This window comes from Paraburkholderia sprentiae WSM5005, assembly GCF_001865575.2.
Lineage (GTDB): Bacteria > Pseudomonadota > Gammaproteobacteria > Burkholderiales > Burkholderiaceae > Paraburkholderia > Paraburkholderia sprentiae.
Window position 1 is genome coordinate 148,825 of sequence record NZ_CP017565.2, and the last position, 17,729, is coordinate 166,553.

The 17,729-nt window shown below is 59.8% G+C and carries 14 protein-coding genes and 2 pseudogenes; 5 read left to right on the forward strand and 11 right to left on the reverse strand.

Annotated elements, in window-relative coordinates:
* The first annotated feature begins 28 nt into the window (after positions 1-28).
* From BJG93_RS34250 to BJG93_RS34265, 4 genes are all read left to right on the forward strand, one after another.
* Positions 29-295 (forward strand): alpha/beta fold hydrolase, encoded by a 267-nt coding sequence (locus BJG93_RS34250; protein WP_174566143.1) that lies wholly within the window; start codon positions 29-31, stop codon positions 293-295.
* A gap of 234 nt (positions 296-529) precedes the next feature.
* Positions 530-793 carry a hypothetical protein gene (locus BJG93_RS34255; protein ID WP_027196590.1) on the forward strand — a complete coding sequence of 88 codons (264 nt, stop codon included), beginning with the start codon at positions 530-532 and terminating at the stop codon, positions 791-793.
* Positions 794-1,030: 237 nt separating this feature from the next.
* Positions 1,031-2,758 carry a methyl-accepting chemotaxis protein gene (locus BJG93_RS34260; protein WP_071336742.1) on the forward strand — a complete coding sequence of 576 codons (1,728 nt, stop codon included), beginning with the start codon at positions 1,031-1,033 and terminating at the stop codon, positions 2,756-2,758.
* Positions 2,759-3,101: 343 nt separating this feature from the next.
* On the forward strand, positions 3,102-3,443 hold the full coding sequence (locus BJG93_RS34265; RefSeq protein WP_051374353.1) for a DUF4087 domain-containing protein: 342 nt from the start codon (positions 3,102-3,104) through the stop codon (positions 3,441-3,443).
* 248 nt (positions 3,444-3,691) lie between these two features.
* On the opposite strand, the gene BJG93_RS34270 is transcribed toward BJG93_RS34265, so the two are convergent.
* Positions 3,692-4,672: a lysozyme inhibitor LprI family protein gene (locus BJG93_RS34270; RefSeq protein WP_034478907.1), complete on the reverse strand. Its 981-nt coding sequence runs from the start codon at positions 4,670-4,672 to the stop codon at positions 3,692-3,694.
* 347 nt (positions 4,673-5,019) lie between these two features.
* Here BJG93_RS34270 and BJG93_RS34275 point away from each other — a divergent pair, with 347 nt between their 5' ends.
* Positions 5,020-5,763 (forward strand): hypothetical protein, encoded by a 744-nt coding sequence (locus BJG93_RS34275; RefSeq protein ID WP_154671787.1) that lies wholly within the window; start codon positions 5,020-5,022, stop codon positions 5,761-5,763.
* A gap of 311 nt (positions 5,764-6,074) precedes the next feature.
* Here the strand turns inward: BJG93_RS34275 and BJG93_RS34280 are convergent, their stop codons facing one another.
* The 10 genes and pseudogenes from BJG93_RS34280 to BJG93_RS34325 all read right to left on the reverse strand — a co-directional run bounded on the left by BJG93_RS34280 (position 6,075) and on the right by BJG93_RS34325 (position 17,712).
* Positions 6,075-7,520 carry an IS1182 family transposase gene (locus BJG93_RS34280; RefSeq protein ID WP_027196586.1) on the reverse strand — a complete coding sequence of 482 codons (1,446 nt, stop codon included), beginning with the start codon at positions 7,518-7,520 and terminating at the stop codon, positions 6,075-6,077.
* A gap of 396 nt (positions 7,521-7,916) precedes the next feature.
* On the reverse strand, positions 7,917-8,834 hold the full coding sequence (locus BJG93_RS34285) for a hypothetical protein (RefSeq protein ID WP_231337716.1): 918 nt from the start codon (positions 8,832-8,834) through the stop codon (positions 7,917-7,919).
* Positions 8,834-9,868, reverse strand: coding sequence for a PAAR domain-containing protein (locus tag BJG93_RS34290; RefSeq protein ID WP_051374351.1), 1,035 nt, complete (start codon positions 9,866-9,868; stop codon positions 8,834-8,836). Before BJG93_RS34290 ends, BJG93_RS34285 begins: the two co-directional genes overlap by 1 nt.
* A 396-nt stretch (positions 9,869-10,264) precedes the next feature.
* On the reverse strand, positions 10,265-10,630 hold the full coding sequence (locus BJG93_RS34295; protein ID WP_231337717.1) for a hypothetical protein: 366 nt from the start codon (positions 10,628-10,630) through the stop codon (positions 10,265-10,267).
* Positions 10,631-11,213: 583 nt separating this feature from the next.
* A complete protein-coding gene (locus BJG93_RS34300) occupies positions 11,214-11,561 on the reverse strand; it encodes a hypothetical protein (RefSeq protein ID WP_082194591.1) in 348 nt (115 codons plus the stop codon).
* 301 nt (positions 11,562-11,862) lie between these two features.
* Positions 11,863-12,894: a WD40 repeat domain-containing protein gene (locus BJG93_RS34305; protein WP_027196583.1), complete on the reverse strand. Its 1,032-nt coding sequence runs from the start codon at positions 12,892-12,894 to the stop codon at positions 11,863-11,865.
* Positions 12,891-13,994: a CobW family GTP-binding protein gene (locus tag BJG93_RS34310; RefSeq protein WP_082194590.1), complete on the reverse strand. Its 1,104-nt coding sequence runs from the start codon at positions 13,992-13,994 to the stop codon at positions 12,891-12,893. The genes BJG93_RS34305 and BJG93_RS34310 overlap by 4 nt, the downstream gene beginning before the upstream one ends.
* Before the next feature lie 232 nt (positions 13,995-14,226).
* A pseudogene (locus tag BJG93_RS34315) lies at positions 14,227-14,951 on the reverse strand (ATP-binding protein).
* On the reverse strand, positions 14,948-16,447 hold the full coding sequence (gene istA, locus BJG93_RS34320; protein ID WP_027196582.1) for an IS21 family transposase: 1,500 nt from the start codon (positions 16,445-16,447) through the stop codon (positions 14,948-14,950). Before istA ends, BJG93_RS34315 begins: the two are co-directional and overlap by 4 nt.
* 322 nt (positions 16,448-16,769) lie before the next feature.
* A pseudogene (locus tag BJG93_RS34325) lies at positions 16,770-17,712 on the reverse strand (IS5 family transposase).
* Positions 17,713-17,729 lie beyond the last annotated feature (17 nt).

The following is a 17,729-nucleotide window of genomic DNA, read 5'->3' on the forward strand; positions in this document are numbered from 1 at the left end:
ATTCAGCATTTCTGGCTTTCGCGGTGGATTGAATTACTACCGCAACCTCGACCGCAATTGGGAAATGCAATCGGCTTTCGAGGGCCTGCTCGTCAAGGTTCCCTCCCTGTACCTTGTCGGCGAGCGAGATACAGGTCTGGCAATGCCAGGCATGCACGAAATTATTGGCGGCATGCCTCAGATCGTGCCCAAGTTGTCAGCCTCTCGAGTCGTTCCGCAAGCAGGGCATTGGCTGCAACAGGAGGCGCCCAATTTCGTCAACGCGGCATTGATTGAGTTTTTCCGCGAGCTTTGATGTACACCGGCGCAGTGTGACGGTTCAACTACAGTTAGCAGCCGTTCTGCCCGCAGATCGGTATGTCGGAGAAGGGGCGATCCCGGCCTCTCGTTGCCACTGCGAAAAGCGCGCCGCTCGCTCAACATACGCAATCACCGATCCAGGCACGACGCCGATAGCCACGTCGGTCCCGCCGATGGCCGGCCTTTCTGGCCTAAGACATTTCAAAGGAGCATCCGTGCGAGGGGCATCATGAAAGCACTTATCGTTGCTGCGACATTGGCGGCTGGCTGTTCCATCACCTGCGCGCAGACTTACCCGCAGGGAGCGCTGGCTGACCCAGGCATGGGGGCCTACAGAGCGCAGTTGGAAGCGCAGAAGCAACAGATCGAACTCCAGAACGAACAACTCCAATTACTGAAACAACAGCGCGAGCTGGATTTGCTGAGGCAGCAGCGCGAACTGAATTCGCTGAGACAACAGCGCCAATTTGACTTGCTCAGACAGAAGCGCTAGATCGCTGTAAGGCGCGGCCCACGCCTCAAGATTTGGCTGAGGCGACTCCAGCCAACTTCGGCCAGTCACATCCGAGACCGGATCTTCTCGGAGCGGACGGGTCGCATCAAACAATCCATTACTTTGTAGCCAGGCCACCAGCAATAACCCTTAAGTTTTCCGTGTTTGTTGTCGTTAAACAGGATTGCCCGGCAAGCCGGTGGCCAGGTGGCAGATATTGAAAGATGGAACTCTCATATGCGATTGAGCAACATGAAAATAGGAGCGCGCCTCGCGCTGGCGTTCGCAGTCACGTTGCTGCTGACGTTCGCACTTGCAGCCGTATCACTGAGTGGACTGAGGGGCTTCAACCAGGACGTCAATAACGTCACGCGCTCGCGCATGCCGGTGTTGTGGGATCTGCACAAGCTGCTCGAAATCACTCGAGGGCAGGCGGTGATGGAACGCGACGCATTGGCCGCGTTGGCAGGCAACCAGTCGGAGGTCGTAAGCGGCAATCTGCAATCGATCGGCAATGGTCACGATATCGTGTCCAAGGCAGTCGAAGAAATCCAGCAACTCCTTGACACGGACCAGGGCAAAGAGCTCTGGGCCAATGTAGCGTCCGCCCGTCAGGCGTATTTGTCCGACCGGGCGGCAGTCATCGCGCAGATCAAGGCCGGCGACGCCGAAGGGGCACGCCAGAAGTTACTGAGCGAACAGGTGCCGCTGGAGAACCAGTATCTCGGCGCAGTCCAAGCCCTGATCGATTATGTCGGCAACCAGGTAGCGACCGAGCACGACGCATCGAGCGCATCGTATGCCGACGCTCGCATGCTCGTACTGGTGCTCGCGGCGCTCGCGCTGGCGATCGGAGGGATTTGCGCGCTGCTGGTCACGCGCTCGATCGTTCGGCCGCTGCATGTAGCCGTCGACGCGGCTGAGAAAGTTGCGCAGGGCAACCTGGCCACGGGGATCGACGCAGATGGCAGGGACGAGACGGGGCAACTGCTTCGCTCGCTTCGCACCATGACCGAAAGCCTGTCTAACACCGTCGGCGAGATCCGCATGGGCGCCGAGTCGGTAATGACTGGCGCGCGACAGATCGCGCAGGGCAACACCGACCTATCTTCTCGCACGGAGGAACAGGCGGCGTCGCTGCAGGAAACGGCGGCGAGCATGGAGGAACTCACGGCCACTGTCAAGCAGAATTCGGAGAACGCTCGCCAGGCGAGCGGCCTCGCGGACAGTGCGCATGCTGTTGCCAAAGAAGGTTCGGCAATCGTCGGGGAGGTAGTCGGGACGATGGCGGGCATCGAGGAAAGCGCGGGCAAGATCGCCGAAATCACCGGCGTGATCGAGGGCATCGCATTCCAGACCAACATCCTCGCACTCAATGCGGCGGTGGAGGCGGCGCGGGCGGGCGAGCAGGGTCGGGGCTTTGCGGTAGTAGCCAGCGAAGTGCGCTCTCTGGCGCAGCGCTCGTCGGTAGCGGCGAAGGAAATCAAGGAGCTGATCGAGACCTCGGGCAGCCGCGTGCAAGCCGGAACCGACTTGGTCGCGCGGGCAGGAAAGACGATGGACAAGGTTGGCACAGCGATTCAGCGCGTGACCGACATCATGGGCGAGATCGCGTCGGCTTCGAGCGAGCAGAGCCGCGGCATTGAACAGGTGCACCAGGCGATCAGCCAAATGGACCAAGTCACGCAGCAGAACGCGGCGCTGGTCGAAGAGGCGGCGGCCGCGGCTGGCTCGCTGGAGGACCAGGCGAAGCAGTTGCGCGCTGCGGTAGCGGTGTTCCGCACGGCGCAGACCGATATCGCCGCGCCAGCAGCGCGCCCGCTGTCTGTTGCGAAGCCGCCAGCAGCGAAGCGGCCCGTCTGTGTAGCCGAGCGTGCCGTATCAACCACGAAAGTCCCCGCGCCGATACCGCGGCGCGCTGACTCGCCGGTGACGGTCGAGGGCGCGGACTGGGAAAAGTTCTGACAGTGTCTGTGTGCGCTCGAATTAATTGAGTACGGAACGCAACTATAGTGAGTCTGCTTCGGGCCGCGTCAACGCCGTGTCAACGCCGCGACATAGCCTGGCGGCGCACTCAGTATTATCAGATGCGCCTCGTTTTTTTTGGCAAAGCAGCGGCAGGCAGGCACATCGTCGTCTTTTCCAGGCGGTTCGACGCTGGCCGGCTTGATGAGTTAATCAGCTCGATTACTCGACCGGTAGCCGAAAAGGGTCGCGAAGCCGATCTTTCATCGGTCCGTTTATAAGAAATTCGTTTATGATTCGCGTTGGCAGGACTTGGACTTGATCAACCTGAGAAATTCATTCGATGAAAAGCCGGCGTTTCGCCCTCGACGTTCCTTTCGTAACGATTTTGCTGGTCGCGTTATATCTGCCCCGGCCTGTGCTGGCAGCTCAAACGCGCTGTGGATGGATCGAGAACGACATGCCGTCCAGCCTCACCCTGTCGGATCGCGAAGGTACGTGGACCATTGCATCGATCGACACGCAAGCTAGTGGCTTCGACCATATGCCGGACACCGATAAGGGCGACTCATGCGGTTGCCTGTCGGTCGAGACCGACAAGACATCGATGACAATCACCAAGTTGCTCGGGGGGAGGCTCAAGCCTGTATCAGCTTGTCAACAGGATAGAAGCCTGAAGCAATAGTGGTCGTCGAATGGTCTCCAGCGCAACGTCGTGTACGTGCTGATCGGCGTCGTCGACCGCGTGGGGTCGATCTGGTGCGTTCGCCGTCGGCGCGCATTCGGCCAATTCCGGTCACTGGTCCATGCTATCGCGTGGGCATTCGGAGGTCGGCTTTGCAGCGACAATGGACCTTCACGCACCGGCGGTGTCATTCGTAGCGTCGATCGTTCGCGCTTCGCGGGGTCAGCGCGGGGGCCGCGCTTAAATCATCATCGCGGTATCGGCGCTCCTGGCGCAAGGAAACGATGCAGATCGGTCCAGGGTACGGTTAATTTGACAATACCGGACTCGAGTGCATCTGCCTCACCGGGGTCGAAGGTAATAAGAAGGCCCTCCTTGGTGAAGGACCACGCCGTCGGATCGCGCACGTCCTTGCTGACACGATCAGCAAAGAATGGGTCGACGTTCAACGCGCGCGAGGCGCGATCGCGTAAGAAGGTTTCCCATCCGCTACCCGGCTTGAACACGTCCTCGGCCTTAAGCCGATGCAGGGTTGGCTTGAGCCAGTAGGAGATGTTGTTTGTATCTTCAGATATCGCCCCCCCATGGCATTGCTCGAGGTGCTGCATCTCGACGTTGATGAAATCGGGCGTCGCTGACATGACCGTGAAACTCACAAACTGGTCGCTGGCATCTCCGGGGTCTCCGAAACACCGGTTGGCCCGCGCTGTCGCCGCCGCTCGAACTATCGCGGCATTCCATTGTCGTGCCAGCGTTGAAACCGGGTAATCGATTCTTGGCAGGCCCGTGTGCTGTTCCAAAGGCATGCCGGTATTTGTTTCCTTTCCAATTGACGTGTAATGGTCAATTCGGCTGAACATGAAGGGATCTACGGACATGGAGGCGCTGCGCAGATCTTCGAATCGGTCGGTGTACTGCCGTCGCAGACAGGAGGTAGGGCTTTCATTCCTCTTATGACCAAGACACAGGACTTTCACGACTTCGAGCCACTGATCCTGTCCTCTGCGCAGAATCATTCTTCCCGGCTCCGAAAGCAACGGCAAGGCCGCATGGTAACGCTGCGCCACCGCTGAGTCCTGAGCCGATAGCTTCGGATCCGCGCAAACCGTTTTCTCGAAACGGGTTTTGGCAATGTTGCAGTCAAAGCTTGCTGCCGTCACGGCTGACGGCGCTAAACAGGCAAGCAACAAACTCAAGATCAGTAAACAATGTCCATTAAGAATACGCATTGAGGTGTATGGTCGAACGTTGAAGTTGGCATTGGACCGGTGCGCTGCCGCGGGCATTGTACGTGTGGTCCTTCCAGCTCGCCATATTCAGCGAATTTTGCGGATCAAATGCCTTCCTGGATCTGCGCGGCCGGATAATCCGCCTCGATCCCCGCCAGGCAGCGCGTTCGATTTCCTGCTCTTTTCTTGATCGAGTCAGATGCTGTGGCCAACCGAGAGGAGCAGTGAGGCCGAAAGTCTGATATGGAAGACAGTCGGGGCTGGGTGGGCCAAACGCCACCATGACCGCGACGCACTGACGCACCTCTGTGCTACGCTCGTGCCCTTCATCGAGTGAAGGTGCCTGAATGAACTTCTGTTCTCGGGCGGTGTGCTGGTCCATGGTTGTGTCTTTCGCTGCCGGCGTTGCGGTGGCAGCGGAGCCAGCGCCGATCCAACTGGTCAAGCAGCCCAACGTCGTTCCGCATCTGGCGGCGTTCCCGCGCATCGCGGCACCGGATGGACCAGCGATGCAACGCATCAACCAGCATTTCGCGAATGCCGACGTCCGGGCACGGAAGGCGGCCGAAGGATGCGACTGGAAGCGCAGCGTTACTGCGACCATGCGGGGGCCGCGTTTCCTTGCGCTGATCGCGTCCGACGATTGGTATTGCCCCGGGACAGCCCATCCCGACGCCGACAGCTTCGCCTTGACCTATGACCTGAAGACCGGTGCGCCGCTGAATTGGGATCGGCTGTTGCCGAAGGCGCTGGGGATGACCGCCACACTCGATTACTCCGGCGACGCAACCCCGCTTGGCGTGGTGGCGTCGCCCAAGCTGACTGCGCTCTATGCGGCGGCTGCGAAGGCGAAAGTGGCTGATCACTGCCTGCAGGAGCTGCACGACTCGGACCTGCACTTCATCCTCTGGCCCGACGCGCGGCGCGAGGGCATTGCCATGCAGCCGTCTTACCTGGACCACGCTGACGCCGTTTGTGGGGTGGATGTCGCGATCCCGCTGCCGACGTGGCGCCAGTTGGGCGTGGCCCCGACGCTGCTGGACGCGATCGCCGCGGCACACGAAGCCAAGCTCTACGACCCTACTCCGTAGTGTCAGCCGGTCAGTGATCCTGAGCAGGCCTCTCAACGCCGATGCCTCGGCTGGGGAGCGCATGGTCACTTTGGCGGAACAAGGTAGTTCCAACGCAGCCGCTCAAGGGGGCAGAGGACCAGGCTCCAAGTGAACGGCCGCTCTGGTTATCAGGCCGTGTGGAAACTCGACGGAGTTGCAATCCGACGGGGAAACCTGGCCCGTCGGCGCGTTTGGCTGTCTTTGGGGGTGTCGCGGCGATGACGAGACGCTGAACGTCTCTAACGCGCTCCAAACAAGTTCAAGGGTCTAGTTTTAGGACCTACGGGTGCTCACGCACCCACCAGCCGCATCGCTTTCATCGTTTTCTTGAACCCCAGGATTCTCAGCGCTCGCATGAGATTGTAGGCGAGTACGTTCAAGCTCATCTCGGTCCCCACGTTGGGCAGCCTGCGTGTCAGGAAATGTGTGTAGCCCATCCAGTGCTTGAACGTTCCAAAGACATGTTCGACGGTCCGCCTGCGCACTGTCATCGCGTCCGGTGTCCTGTCGAGCCGACGTTGGACCGCGTCCAGCACCGACTCATGTTCCCATCGGGTGATCCGACGTTCTGTGCTCGGCGTGCATTGTGATTTCATAGGGCATCGAGGACAGGCACTGCTCCAATAACGACGCAGTTGCATACCGCGCTCCTCCCGGGTTAAGCGAGAAATTGCGCGTTCACGGGCTGGACATTGGTATTCGTCGTCCCGAGCAATGTAGATAAAGTCGGCCCTATCAAATCGACCATGGAATTTCGCGCTTGATGTCGTGGGCTTTGGCAGCATTACTGCAATCCCGGCATCCGCGCACTCTTTTATCTGAGGTGCATTGTAGTAGCCGCGATCGGCGACTGCCCGCAGTTTGGTCCTGCCCATCGCATCGCGCGCGGCTTTCGCCATGGGACCGAGCTGCGCCCTGTCGCTGCCAGAGTTTGTGACCTCGTGCGCGACGATCAGATGGTGCTTGGCGTCTACTGCTACCTGTACGTTGTAGCCCACCATTCCCGAGCCTTTGCCGCTCGTCGCCATGGAGCGTGCATCAGGATCGGTCGTCGAGAGCTGACCGTCAGGCTCAGTCTTGAGTTGCTCCTTGATCTGCTCAAGGTTTCGCATCTGCTCGCGCAAGCGCGCGATCTTGTCCTGCAAGCGGGTTGTCTTCGCTTCCAGCTCCGCGGGTTGCGTACGATCGGCGGTCTCCAGCGCGTTCAGATGCCGCTGGATGCTCCCCTCGATCTGCTTCCGACGCTTGTCGACCTTACCCTCTGTGAAGTTGCGATCGCGCGTATTGACTGCCTTGAACTTGCTGCCGTCAATGGCAACCAGCGCCTGCGAGAACAACTTCAGCTCGCGGCATAGCACTACGAAGCGGCGACATACGTTGCGGATGCCTGTTCCACTGTCACGACGGAAGTCGGCGATGGTCTTGAAGTCCGGCGCCAGGCGGCCGGTGAGCCACATCAATTCAACATTGCGTTGGCATTCACGTTCCAGCCGACGGCTCGACTGGACCCGGTTCAGGTAACCGTAAATATAGATTTTCAACAGCACGGCTGGATGATAGGACGGGCGACCTGTAGTCGACGGCATCGCGCCATCGAAGCCCAGTGATGCAAGGTCAAGCTCTTCAACGAACGCGTCGATAATCCTGACCGGATTGTCCTCGGCAACGAAGTCATCGAGGCACTCTGGAAGCAGCGTCACCTGCTTGCGATCTTCACCTTCTATGAATCGCTTCATCCGGTCACCCACGCTGAATGAGTTAATCCAGTCTAGGCGATCAGCGTGTTTTCACACAAGCTCGTTATAACAACGGTCGTCCACAATCGTGAGCCAGAAGGGCTGCTAGGGATCGGGAGTACGCACTGCCGACTGGCCGCTTCCAGGCAGCGGAATTCCACTGGCCGCTTTCCAGCGATGAGTTTGAAGAGCGGACTGACGCAGCCCGACTCACAGGGGACATTCAAACATTCTCGATAAGGGACACTCAGACGGCCGTGAGAGCGCCCGTCTTCTCGGTCAGAAGCCTGTACTCAATTAGGCCGGGTTCCCCAAGTGTGTCGACCGTTATTTAATAAAATCTGTCTGCGCACCGACTCGGACTGCTGCGAGAGCCCACCAGTCGGCGTCACACTGTCACTCGTAGCGCTGTCTCGCAGATGACCACCTGAAGGTACGAAGCCATTTTCCCGCCTGCTGCCGAAGCTGAATGTCATGAAAGCCACCGGTCTGGCCCGGCAGAATCACGAGCGAGTTGCTCGCGTCCCCCACGTCGTAACTATGGGTGCCGTTCGACTCACTCACGTATATCTCATAGTCCGACATTGGCCGTGCGAAAACGACGCGCAGAGACTTTCCCTCGACCCGGAAAAGGTACAACGCTTCAAAACCCGAGCCGCCGTCGGCAAAACCGGGCTCTAACCAACTCGCACGAACGCCAAACGCGTACTCGCCAGACTTGATCTGATAGGGTGCGAGATCGAATTGATTCCAACTGGTCGGCACGGACAGGGCGCCATCTTTCGGATCCCTCGCCTTCACTGCATCAGGCAGGACAATATCCGTGTCGCTCCAGTCGGTCGGTGTGGCGACAGGCCCGTCGGTACGCGCGACAAGCTTCGGTACCCCGCCGCCGGTCGTTTCGAAGACCCCGAACCATATATTGTCACCCACACAATAGCCTGGCCCGTCTTGCGTCGCTCCGACCGCGCCAGCCGGGTTGGTGAGGCATACCATCGCCACGTAAGAATTTGGACGTAGCGGCCATGCTTTTGCGGCTGACAGCACCATGCGCCTTGGATCTTGGCCCGGTGCCAGTTGCTGAACCAGAAACGCGCTGGTGAAACCCGCGGGCAACCTGGTGTCGAAGTTCGTCTCAAGGTCTAACAGCTTGCGCGCCTCTTGTGTCTTGATAGCGGCCTTGACGCCGTCCCACGACTGTATGGTTGTATCAGCGATAGCTGCCGACGCGTGAAGGACACAGATCAGGGGGTAGAGGATGAGGGAAGCAAGGCGCATTTTCATCGGCAGCGACAGAGAGTGGAAGCGCTGCATTAGAGATCCTTGAGTTGCATTTCCTTCGGGAGCCCATAGTGACCGCCGCGGTACTCAAGCTCGAAGGTCGCGCGAACTTGCGGCTGATCCTTGCTCACGCACGCGGACTTCGTTTGGGTGCTTATGCTGTGCGTAGTCTTTTCCGAAACCTTCAGCGCAGCATATCCGTCCTTGCCTGCCGGGCCGATTTCGATCGAGCGTGACATGGCGTCGAATGTGCCCGCACAGTTGCCATCCCAATCGCCATTGCTTGAGTCGACCTCAAGTCGGTCAAGTACGGGGCGCAATGTCTGGCCGTCAATGACGTACAGGCTCAGCGAAGTCCCCTCGTACGGGCTAACACGCGACGACCCTGAATACTTGATGCGCACGCCCAACGCGCGGTTGCCCGGCGTTAGCTGATAGCGTGCGGTGTCGATGGCGAGACCGGACAGGCGCACTGCATCATAGGTGATGGCCGACGGCTGGTATGTATGCGCCACGACGGCACCCGTTGCGCTATCAGTAACGAGCACCTCCAGGTCGTCAGTGCCCGAATCGTCGTTATTTCCTTTCTGTGGCAACGGCAACGCCGCCACCGTCAGGGCAGGATTTGCCGGCCATGCCTTGCAGGCCGCGTTGTCCGTGTCAACGGTACGCCCGGGGTGCAACTGCGCAACCCACGCCTGGAAATGATCTTCGCATCCGGCGTGAGCAAGAATGGGCGTCAGCAGGATCGCAGCAATGATGAGTAGCCTGTATTTCATATCGGTGGAGATGCCTGGAAAGGCCTTGGAAGAAATCGAGACGGGCATCAGAGCCGCGCCGCATGCGGTTCTGCCACCGAAGTACACAACCCGAATGCAGGGGCGGTCCTGATTGCCGGTGGCAATGATTGGAAACACGCCGCCCCTCTTCGGGCACGTGACAAGGCGACCATCCAGTGCGACCTTGATGCCTATGTGCGATAGATCCGGCGGTGCCTCAAGCACTTTTCCGCTGTGATCTGTCGTTTCACCCAGTCGGGTCATATCCTTCCCGTGTTCGTCCTTCATGTGAGGATTGTTGCCTCACGCGTTTCGTCTTACGGCAATGCCATGCAGCCGTTAGGTTCAATACGGGAACATCTCGTTGTCTTGGGGTGACGTTGTACTCTCAAGAAATGAAACCGTCTGCGATAATAGCCGATATTTGTCTGAAGACATGTCAACGCTTGAAAAGTTAATTCGGACGGTAAGTTGTCGGAACGGCCGCTCTCCTTGATGAGGCAATTTCAAAGCTGTCCAGCGACTGCCCGGTTGTGGCCGGAACACTCTTTCAATGTTCGCATTAGCGGATGATCGTGACCGATTGGTGCCGCGAAGCCTGAATGCGAAATTTCAATAGGCGACTCCCGCTGAACGAAGTGTGCGACTTCGAAAGTCGCTTCGTTATCGCACGCCGTCTCGATGTTACGTGAACGTTTCCGTGCGGGAGCCATAGTGCTTCGTGATCTCCGCGTCGGTCATCAGTTTGGACGATTTCAGGATTGGAGCCGTCACCGGATAGAGTCGATCGGGATCGGATCCGTACATATACAAATAGCCATCATTGCCGTCAACATGAAACTCGGTCTCACCAAGTTCCCCAGCGCCTGCACGTTTTTTCGCGCTTTTTAGTTGATTTTCCAGAGCGCGAATTCGCGGACGGTCCTTCGGGTAATAATCGAAATGGACCATCATTACCGGTGCTGGTGGTTTCTGTGACCGCTCCGAAGCTGCTGTGCTGCCCGCGAACAAAGCGAGGCACAGAAACGTGACGAATGCTCTTCTTAGCATGGGCACGATATCGTTGGCGAACTAAAGACCAATTGTCGACGATGTGGCAAACCCCGTCGAGCGTCTCTTCATGGCCGATTGGGTGAGGTCGCCAACGGCCGCTTAGTGGCACTCCCGTTTGCAAAACCTGAAATTGGCTGACTGACCGGTTTGGAGAAAGTTGTCTGACCGGAGTGGGTCGACTGCGGAAGCTCGCCACCACGGGAGGACCGCGGGTCACCGACCGACGACGAACTTCCGGGTTCGGCCAGTTAGAGTCATTCACAGACAACTTGGGACTGGCCGTTTTCAAGCTGACTTGAGCCGGTCGGCCGCCGATCTTGGGGCATGCACGCGTCTCGATGAGCGGGCGCCCCGATTCAGGAAGGCACGCGCTCGCGGCCGAATGACCAGCTGGTCATGCAGACCGCGTACCAATAGTTCAAGCTCACCTTGTACGGCAGACGCATTGTCGGGCTCGATACCCGCAAGCATTTTTTCTTCGAGCACGTGCATGCATCGGATCCGTAGCAGAACGGATCGGCAGGTGAGGTCCGCCGCCGAATGTTATTTTAGGGCGTTTCAGCCCCGTGCCATCAGCCGCTCACGCGAGGTCAACCGGGCCGTGGTCGTCGCAGTGATCGCCGTGCGGATGGTGCAGGTGGCCGTCGACGAGATAGTCGACGTGATCGCCATGCGGCACCGCTTCATGGCCGCACCCAGGTCCGTGAACGTGGCCCGGGTCATGGCCGCCGCAGCCAGGCGTGCATTGGTCCGGATTTTTGGCGCTCACTTCAAGCCGGTGCTCGTCTACATGATCGCCGTGCGGGTGATGCAGATGACCGTCATGCAGCTGATCAATATGATCGTCGTGCTTGATCGCAGTATGTCCGCAGTTCGGGCCATGCTCATGGTTGTGGTGAGCGTGGTGAGGTTCGTTGCAGGTGCTCATGTGAAGCCTCCGTGGTTGAAGCGCTGCCGTCAGCTGGGATGGTCAAACCCACAACGGGTCGACAGCAACGACCCGACAGCACGGTAGTCCGCGGACACTGCTGCCCCAATTGTTCAGCTGCTCACGTCCTTACCATGGTAGGTCATGCAATGGCTCGTTGCGTAGGAAAGTGGGCAGAAGAACCGGCTCGGCCGACCGATCGGCGTGATGGGCCTACCGCCAGAATCGCGGGCGACACTACCCCTGGACGATCGCGCCGGTCCCAGGTGAGGGCATGAGGACCGCCCTCACGCGGACGACTTTAGGTGCCCCGCGCCTCCGGACTGACGGATAGACTCAGCAGTCCACTCGCGTAACCCACCAGGATGGCACAATCGTCCGGGCTCCATGCCAGCACACTGACTGCTACGTCCCCGCGCTGACTCGCGACGCGGCTTTGCGAACCTGTATCGTAGACTGCCAGAATGCCGTCGTCGTCGCCACTCGCCATACGCGCGTCTGCATGGCTGAATTCGATGGTGTTGATGCGCGCCGTGTGCGCCGCCGCCGTCAATGGCTCCGTGCCCTGCGGTCCAGCACCGGCGAAATCCCAGATAACAAGCGATGCACCGGCCCCCGTGGCGAAGTAGCGGCTGTCGTACCGCCATCCCATTGCCGTGACTTTGGCCGGATAGCCGCTCATCTGGAAATCGTCAGCGCTTTCAGCGTCCCACAGGTGAATGGCGTTCTCCTGCGTGGACGCGGCGAGCGTGCGGCGATCCGGGCTGACGGCCAGTTGCGGCAGTGAGCCCTTCCACGCATAGATGCGTACTGGTTTAGCCGCGTCGGTACGCCAAACCTCAACGCCACCGTAGCAGGAGGTCATGAGCCGGTCCTCGCCCTGCCAAGACAAACCGGTCAGCGTACTGGAAGCCGGTTCGAAGGCGTACAGTTCGTCGCCCTGCGCATGCCAAAGACGTAATTCGCGTCCTGCGGTGGTCGCCAGGACTCCTTTTTCCGACCACGCCAGGTTCTGGACCCAGCCGCGACCCGCGTTCAGTCGGCGCAGTTCCGTCCCCTCGTCCGGCGCCCATAGCGCCGCACTGTTGTCCAGTCCGCCGCTTGCCAGAATCCGCGTGTCTGGCGACCAGGCGAGACTTCCCACCCCCATGGCGTGAGCGTCATGGCACCACATCTTGCGGCCATCAAGCGCGTCGTGAATTGCCAGGGTGCCATCCGCATGTCCCACCGCAACCCGTGTTGCATCTGGCGACCATGCCAACGCGCTCACGTAATCGCTCCCCTGTGCCTCCCACATGACCCGCAGCGGCGGTGACTTCTCGATGCGGCTCATACGAGACACGCTCTCAGGCCTTCAGTTAGCGCCTGACGGTCGAGTTCACGTCCGATGAACACGATCTCGCTGCGGCGCGGCTCACCGGCTTTCCAAAGCCGATCGACGCTGCTGTCCATCAGCATATGCACGCCCTGCAGGACGACGCGACGGTTCTCGCCCGCAATATTGAAGATACCCTTCATGCGATAGATGTCCGCGCCTTTTTCCGCCAGCAGTGGACCGAGCCAACGGTTGAGCTTGTGCTCGGACAACGCACCTTCGAGGCTGATACCCACCGAATTGACGGCCTCATCGTGAGTGTGGCCCGCGTTGAATTCGCGGCTAATCAACGGAGTGATGCGCTGCCCGTCCCGCTCGAGCCGCAGATCGAACTCGTCTGGACCGTGCTCAGTGACCAGTGCATACGGACCCGCCTGCGAAATGAGCAGTTGCACGCTTCGCTCCGCACCCTCTTCGGGAACGCGCAGGCTGACTGCGGTGCTACCGGCCATCAGCTTTGCGTTTGCGGGCTGTAACTTGCGCTGCCTGGTAAAGGCGATGTTCGCGCTGGCCACCACTTTGTCCATGTGTTCTGGTGTGACGCCCTTGGCCGGCGTCAACAGCGTGCCGATTGTGCGATCAGGGCCGCCACCGTAGCGCAGTTCCGTAATACCGGGCGGCAGTTCCCAGATGCCGACCCACTCGAACGGATATTCCGGTTCGAGGAAGGTCGGTCGATCTTCGAGTACCCGGCTCAGGTCAAAGCCACCCACATCCATCACCGTCTTTACGGGTATATCGGCGTTGACCGTGCGGTGGATGCGTGCCAGCCCGTTCATGCCGTGCAGACGCTGCTCCAGCATGTCCAGTTCCGGGCTTGCCACGAGGTCGGCCTTGTTCAGCAGGATCACGTCGGCAAAGGCAATCTGTTCGCGCACCTCGTCGGTGTCGTCGATATGCAGCTTCACGTGCTTCGCGTCGACGACCGTGACGATCCCGTCCAGTCGGAGTGCTGAGCGGATCTCATCGTCGACGAAAAACGTTTGGCATACCGGACCAGGGTCGGCCATGCCAGTCGTCTCAACCAAGATATGATCGAAGCGATCGCGACGACGCATCAGGTTGCCCAGGAGAGGACCTTGAATTCACGTACAAGCGATTGATTTTATGAGGATAATCCGTGATTCGTGTTCGTCCGTGTACTCATTGATGTACTCATTTGCGGCCAGCTTTAAATTCGTACCATTTTTTGCGTGAACGCAACGCTGGATCAACGTGGATAGAGTCAAGCAGGACGTCCGGTTTACCGACAAACATCTTGGCCGGTAGGCCGAGGTGATTGTCGCTGCGTCAGGGGGTCATTGTTGTCACTCCGTTCGGGTTGTCAGTGGGTAATTGACGGCGGCGCTCTTTCTGTTTGCCGCTCGCTGTGCGGCGCCGATAGCTTTCGACATTCAGCTCAAAGATCGTCGAGTGATGGACGAGCCGGTCGATGGCCGCCACCGTCATGCCGGGGTCCGGGAAGACGTCATTCCAGCCGGAGAATGGCTGGTTGGCGGTTATCAGAAGACTTTTCCGCTCGTATGTTTCGGCGATCAGCTCGAACAGCACGCTGGTTTTGGCCTGGTCCTTCCTCACATACGACAGATCGTCCAGGATGATCAGGTCGAACCGGTCGAGTTTGGCGAGCGCCGAAGGCAGTTGCAGACCTGACGTGCGACCTGAAGCTTCTGAACGATTTCGCCGGTTCGGGTGAACAACACACGATAGCCGGCATCGATCAGGGGGGTGGCCAGCGCCATCACATGCGCCTTTGAGACCATAGGCACAACACCGAAGTCGAAGGTGGCGAGCGTCTTGGTCGGATCCAGATGTGACTCGGCACGATGACGTTCGATTCTTCGTTTGGCGCGCTCGGCAAGTTCATGTTCGAGCAATGCACCGAGTAGCCGCGAAGCCTGCCAACTTTCCTTGTCCGAGCGTTCAGCGAAGTCCGGCCACAACCGTCCGATCGTTGGCAGGCGCAGTTCGTTGAGCATCAGCGCGATACGGCCAGCATCGTAGGCGGCGTTCATATGGGCACCTCCTCATCGAGCAACGTGTCATAGAGCGCGGCGGACGGCATCTCGACGACAACCACCGGACACTCGGACAGGCGCGGCGCGAACTCTTCGAACAGCGCCTCCAGATCGGGCAGCTCACCGAGTTCGAGCAATGCATCGAGTCTCTGCGCCAGCTGCGCCTCGACGCCGTGGTTTCCTGCCAGCTCAAGCAGGCCCACCATGGTCTTGCACGCGCTGCGCGGCGTCAGCGTCTCCTCGAGTCGCTCCCAGGTCCGTCGGTAAGCGTCACGCGGAAACAGATCGTCACGGAACGCGAGGCCCCTGAAGGCCTGCGGCTTGCGTTTGAGCGAATCGATGAAGTGCCGGTAGTCGATGCCGCGACCGCGCCGTTTGCTCGTGTGCGTGGCTCTCGCCGTGCTGTGCACAAGCGCGCCAGACAGATAGCAATCGAGCCGGTCACTGTAGAGGCGTACCTTCAGGCGATGACCGATCAGCCGCGACGGCGCGCTGTACAGGACGCAACGCACGGTGAACGTGCCACAGCGTGTCACGCGCGCCTCTTCCTCGGCGAAGTCGGTGCTCCGGTGCTCAGGTAGATCCAGCAGGTGTTCGCGCTCGATCTGGAACGCTGCAGCATTGCGCCGGTTGCGGCGCATTACCACCCCGCGCACAAACTCGTCGTACGCCGCGCGGTCTGCGAAGTCGCGGTGACCGCGCAACTCCAGAGCATGATCGACCTGATCCTTCAGATAACGATGCGAGAATTCGACGCTGCCATTCTCATGACCCATGCCACGGTTGTTGCGCGTGCCTTCCATCCCGTAATGCTCGAGCAGCGCCGCATAGCGAACCGTGAAGTCTTCCTCTTCCTGCCGGTTTCTGAAGGCCGCCGACAGGCTGTCGGAACGATGTTCTCGTGGGCAACCACCAGCCTGCCACAGCGCGTTCTGCAAGCCGGTCGCGATCGCCTGGAAGCTCTCCCCGCCATCGACCACGCTCGCGTACTCCCAGCGCGAGAACGCCAGCACGAAGTGATAAAGCAGGTGGTCAAACGGGACGCTGCCGATCGTCACGCCCAGCTTGCCCATGTGCGTGAAGTCCAACAGGCCTCGCGCGCCCGGCTGATACGTTTGAGGGAAGAACACTTCCTGGTTCGGCCCTTCGAGCGCGCGCCACTGGCCGACATGCCGTTCGAACGTGCGACGCATGCTGTCAGGAACGCGCTCGGGATGGTCCTCCTGCAATTTGCGCAGCAGGGTGATCGTCTTCAGCTTTGGCGAAGCGCGCAGCAATGGGACCACTTCGCTCTCCCAGACATCGGCAAACGGATCAGGGCGCGAGCGCCAGTAGCGCCGGGGCTGCTGTGACGGTAGACCGGCTTCGTGTTCGACACGCCGCGCCGTGAGCTCGCTCATGCCTGACTTCGCCGCAGCGAGCTTCTGCGGATGGTGTTTGCGATGGTTCATGTAGAGGCGGACCTGCTGCTCGGTGATGCGACTTCCAGACATGGGCTGACCGCCTCTTTTCAGGTTCAGTCAGCCATCCTAAGCCTCGCCGATCCGGCGCCGCCGGCAGTTCGTCGTCTCCGGCGGCTACGCCGCCTCCGACTCCTCACTACCGGCCAAGATGAATGTCGGTACACCGGACGTAGTCATTGTCGCCGCCCAATCAACGTTAAGGAATGTCTGATCAAGTTCGGCTGATGCGTCGGCGATCGACCGGAAGAGTCGATTTTTTGGGAATGGGGCCGAAGTGACCCATTTTCGCGCCGAGTCGCGGGCTTTTTCGCCCCGCAGCGCCCCTTGGGCGCGCACCAGGCGCATCTTCCGCTTACGTCAGCATCGCTCGCCTCGCCAGACAAAGATCGGTCAAGCCGATCAAGGTGAACACTTGGGCCGCGTTCTTCGCCAAGCCCTAGTAGCACACCTTGATGTAGCCGAACTGCCGTTTGATCACGCGAAACACATGCTCGACTCGGCTGCGAATCGATGACATCTTCGGGTCGAACCGCCTGTTCGCCTCAGTCAGCTTGTGCTGCGCGCTCGACTTCAGCGCCACGCCCCAGAACACGCCCGCTTGGCGTGCCGCACGCTTGATGCGGTTGTCCACATACCCCTTTGTCGCCTAACACGGCTCGGTCTTCTTCGCGCAGCAGCTTGGGCAACTGGCTCCCATCCGGCGCGTTGGCCGACGTCACCGAAACGGTATGCGCCAAGCCGCTTTCCACATCAGCCCTGACATGGATTTTCATGCCGAAATACCACTGATTGCCCTTCTTGGTCTGGCGCATCTCGGGGTCGCGCTGCTTGCTCTCGTTCTTCGTCGGCGGCGGCGCGTGAATGATCGTCGCATCCACCATCGTGCCGCCCTTGAGCGGCAGGCCCTTTTGCTCCAGCACTTCGTTGATCGTGTTCATGATCGCCGCCGTCAACTGGCGCGCTTCCAGCACGCGCCGAAACTTCAGGATCGTCGTCTCATCCGGCATCGATTCGTCGAACAGCTCCAGCTTCGCAAATGCCCGCATGCACGCAATGTCGCACAGTGCGTCTTCCATGCCCGGGTCCGACAGATTGAACCAGTGCTGCATGAAGTACATGCGCACCATCGTCTCCAGCCCTCGCGGCCGCCGGCCTCGGCCCGCCGTCGGGTAGTGCGGCTCGATCACCGCAATCAGCTCCGCCCACGGCACCACCGTTTCCATCTCCTCCAGGAACTGCTCGCGGGTCGATGAGCAACCTCCGCCCGGGATGAGTGCTTGCGAAAATCGAGCCAAGGGCGGCCTGCTGATCG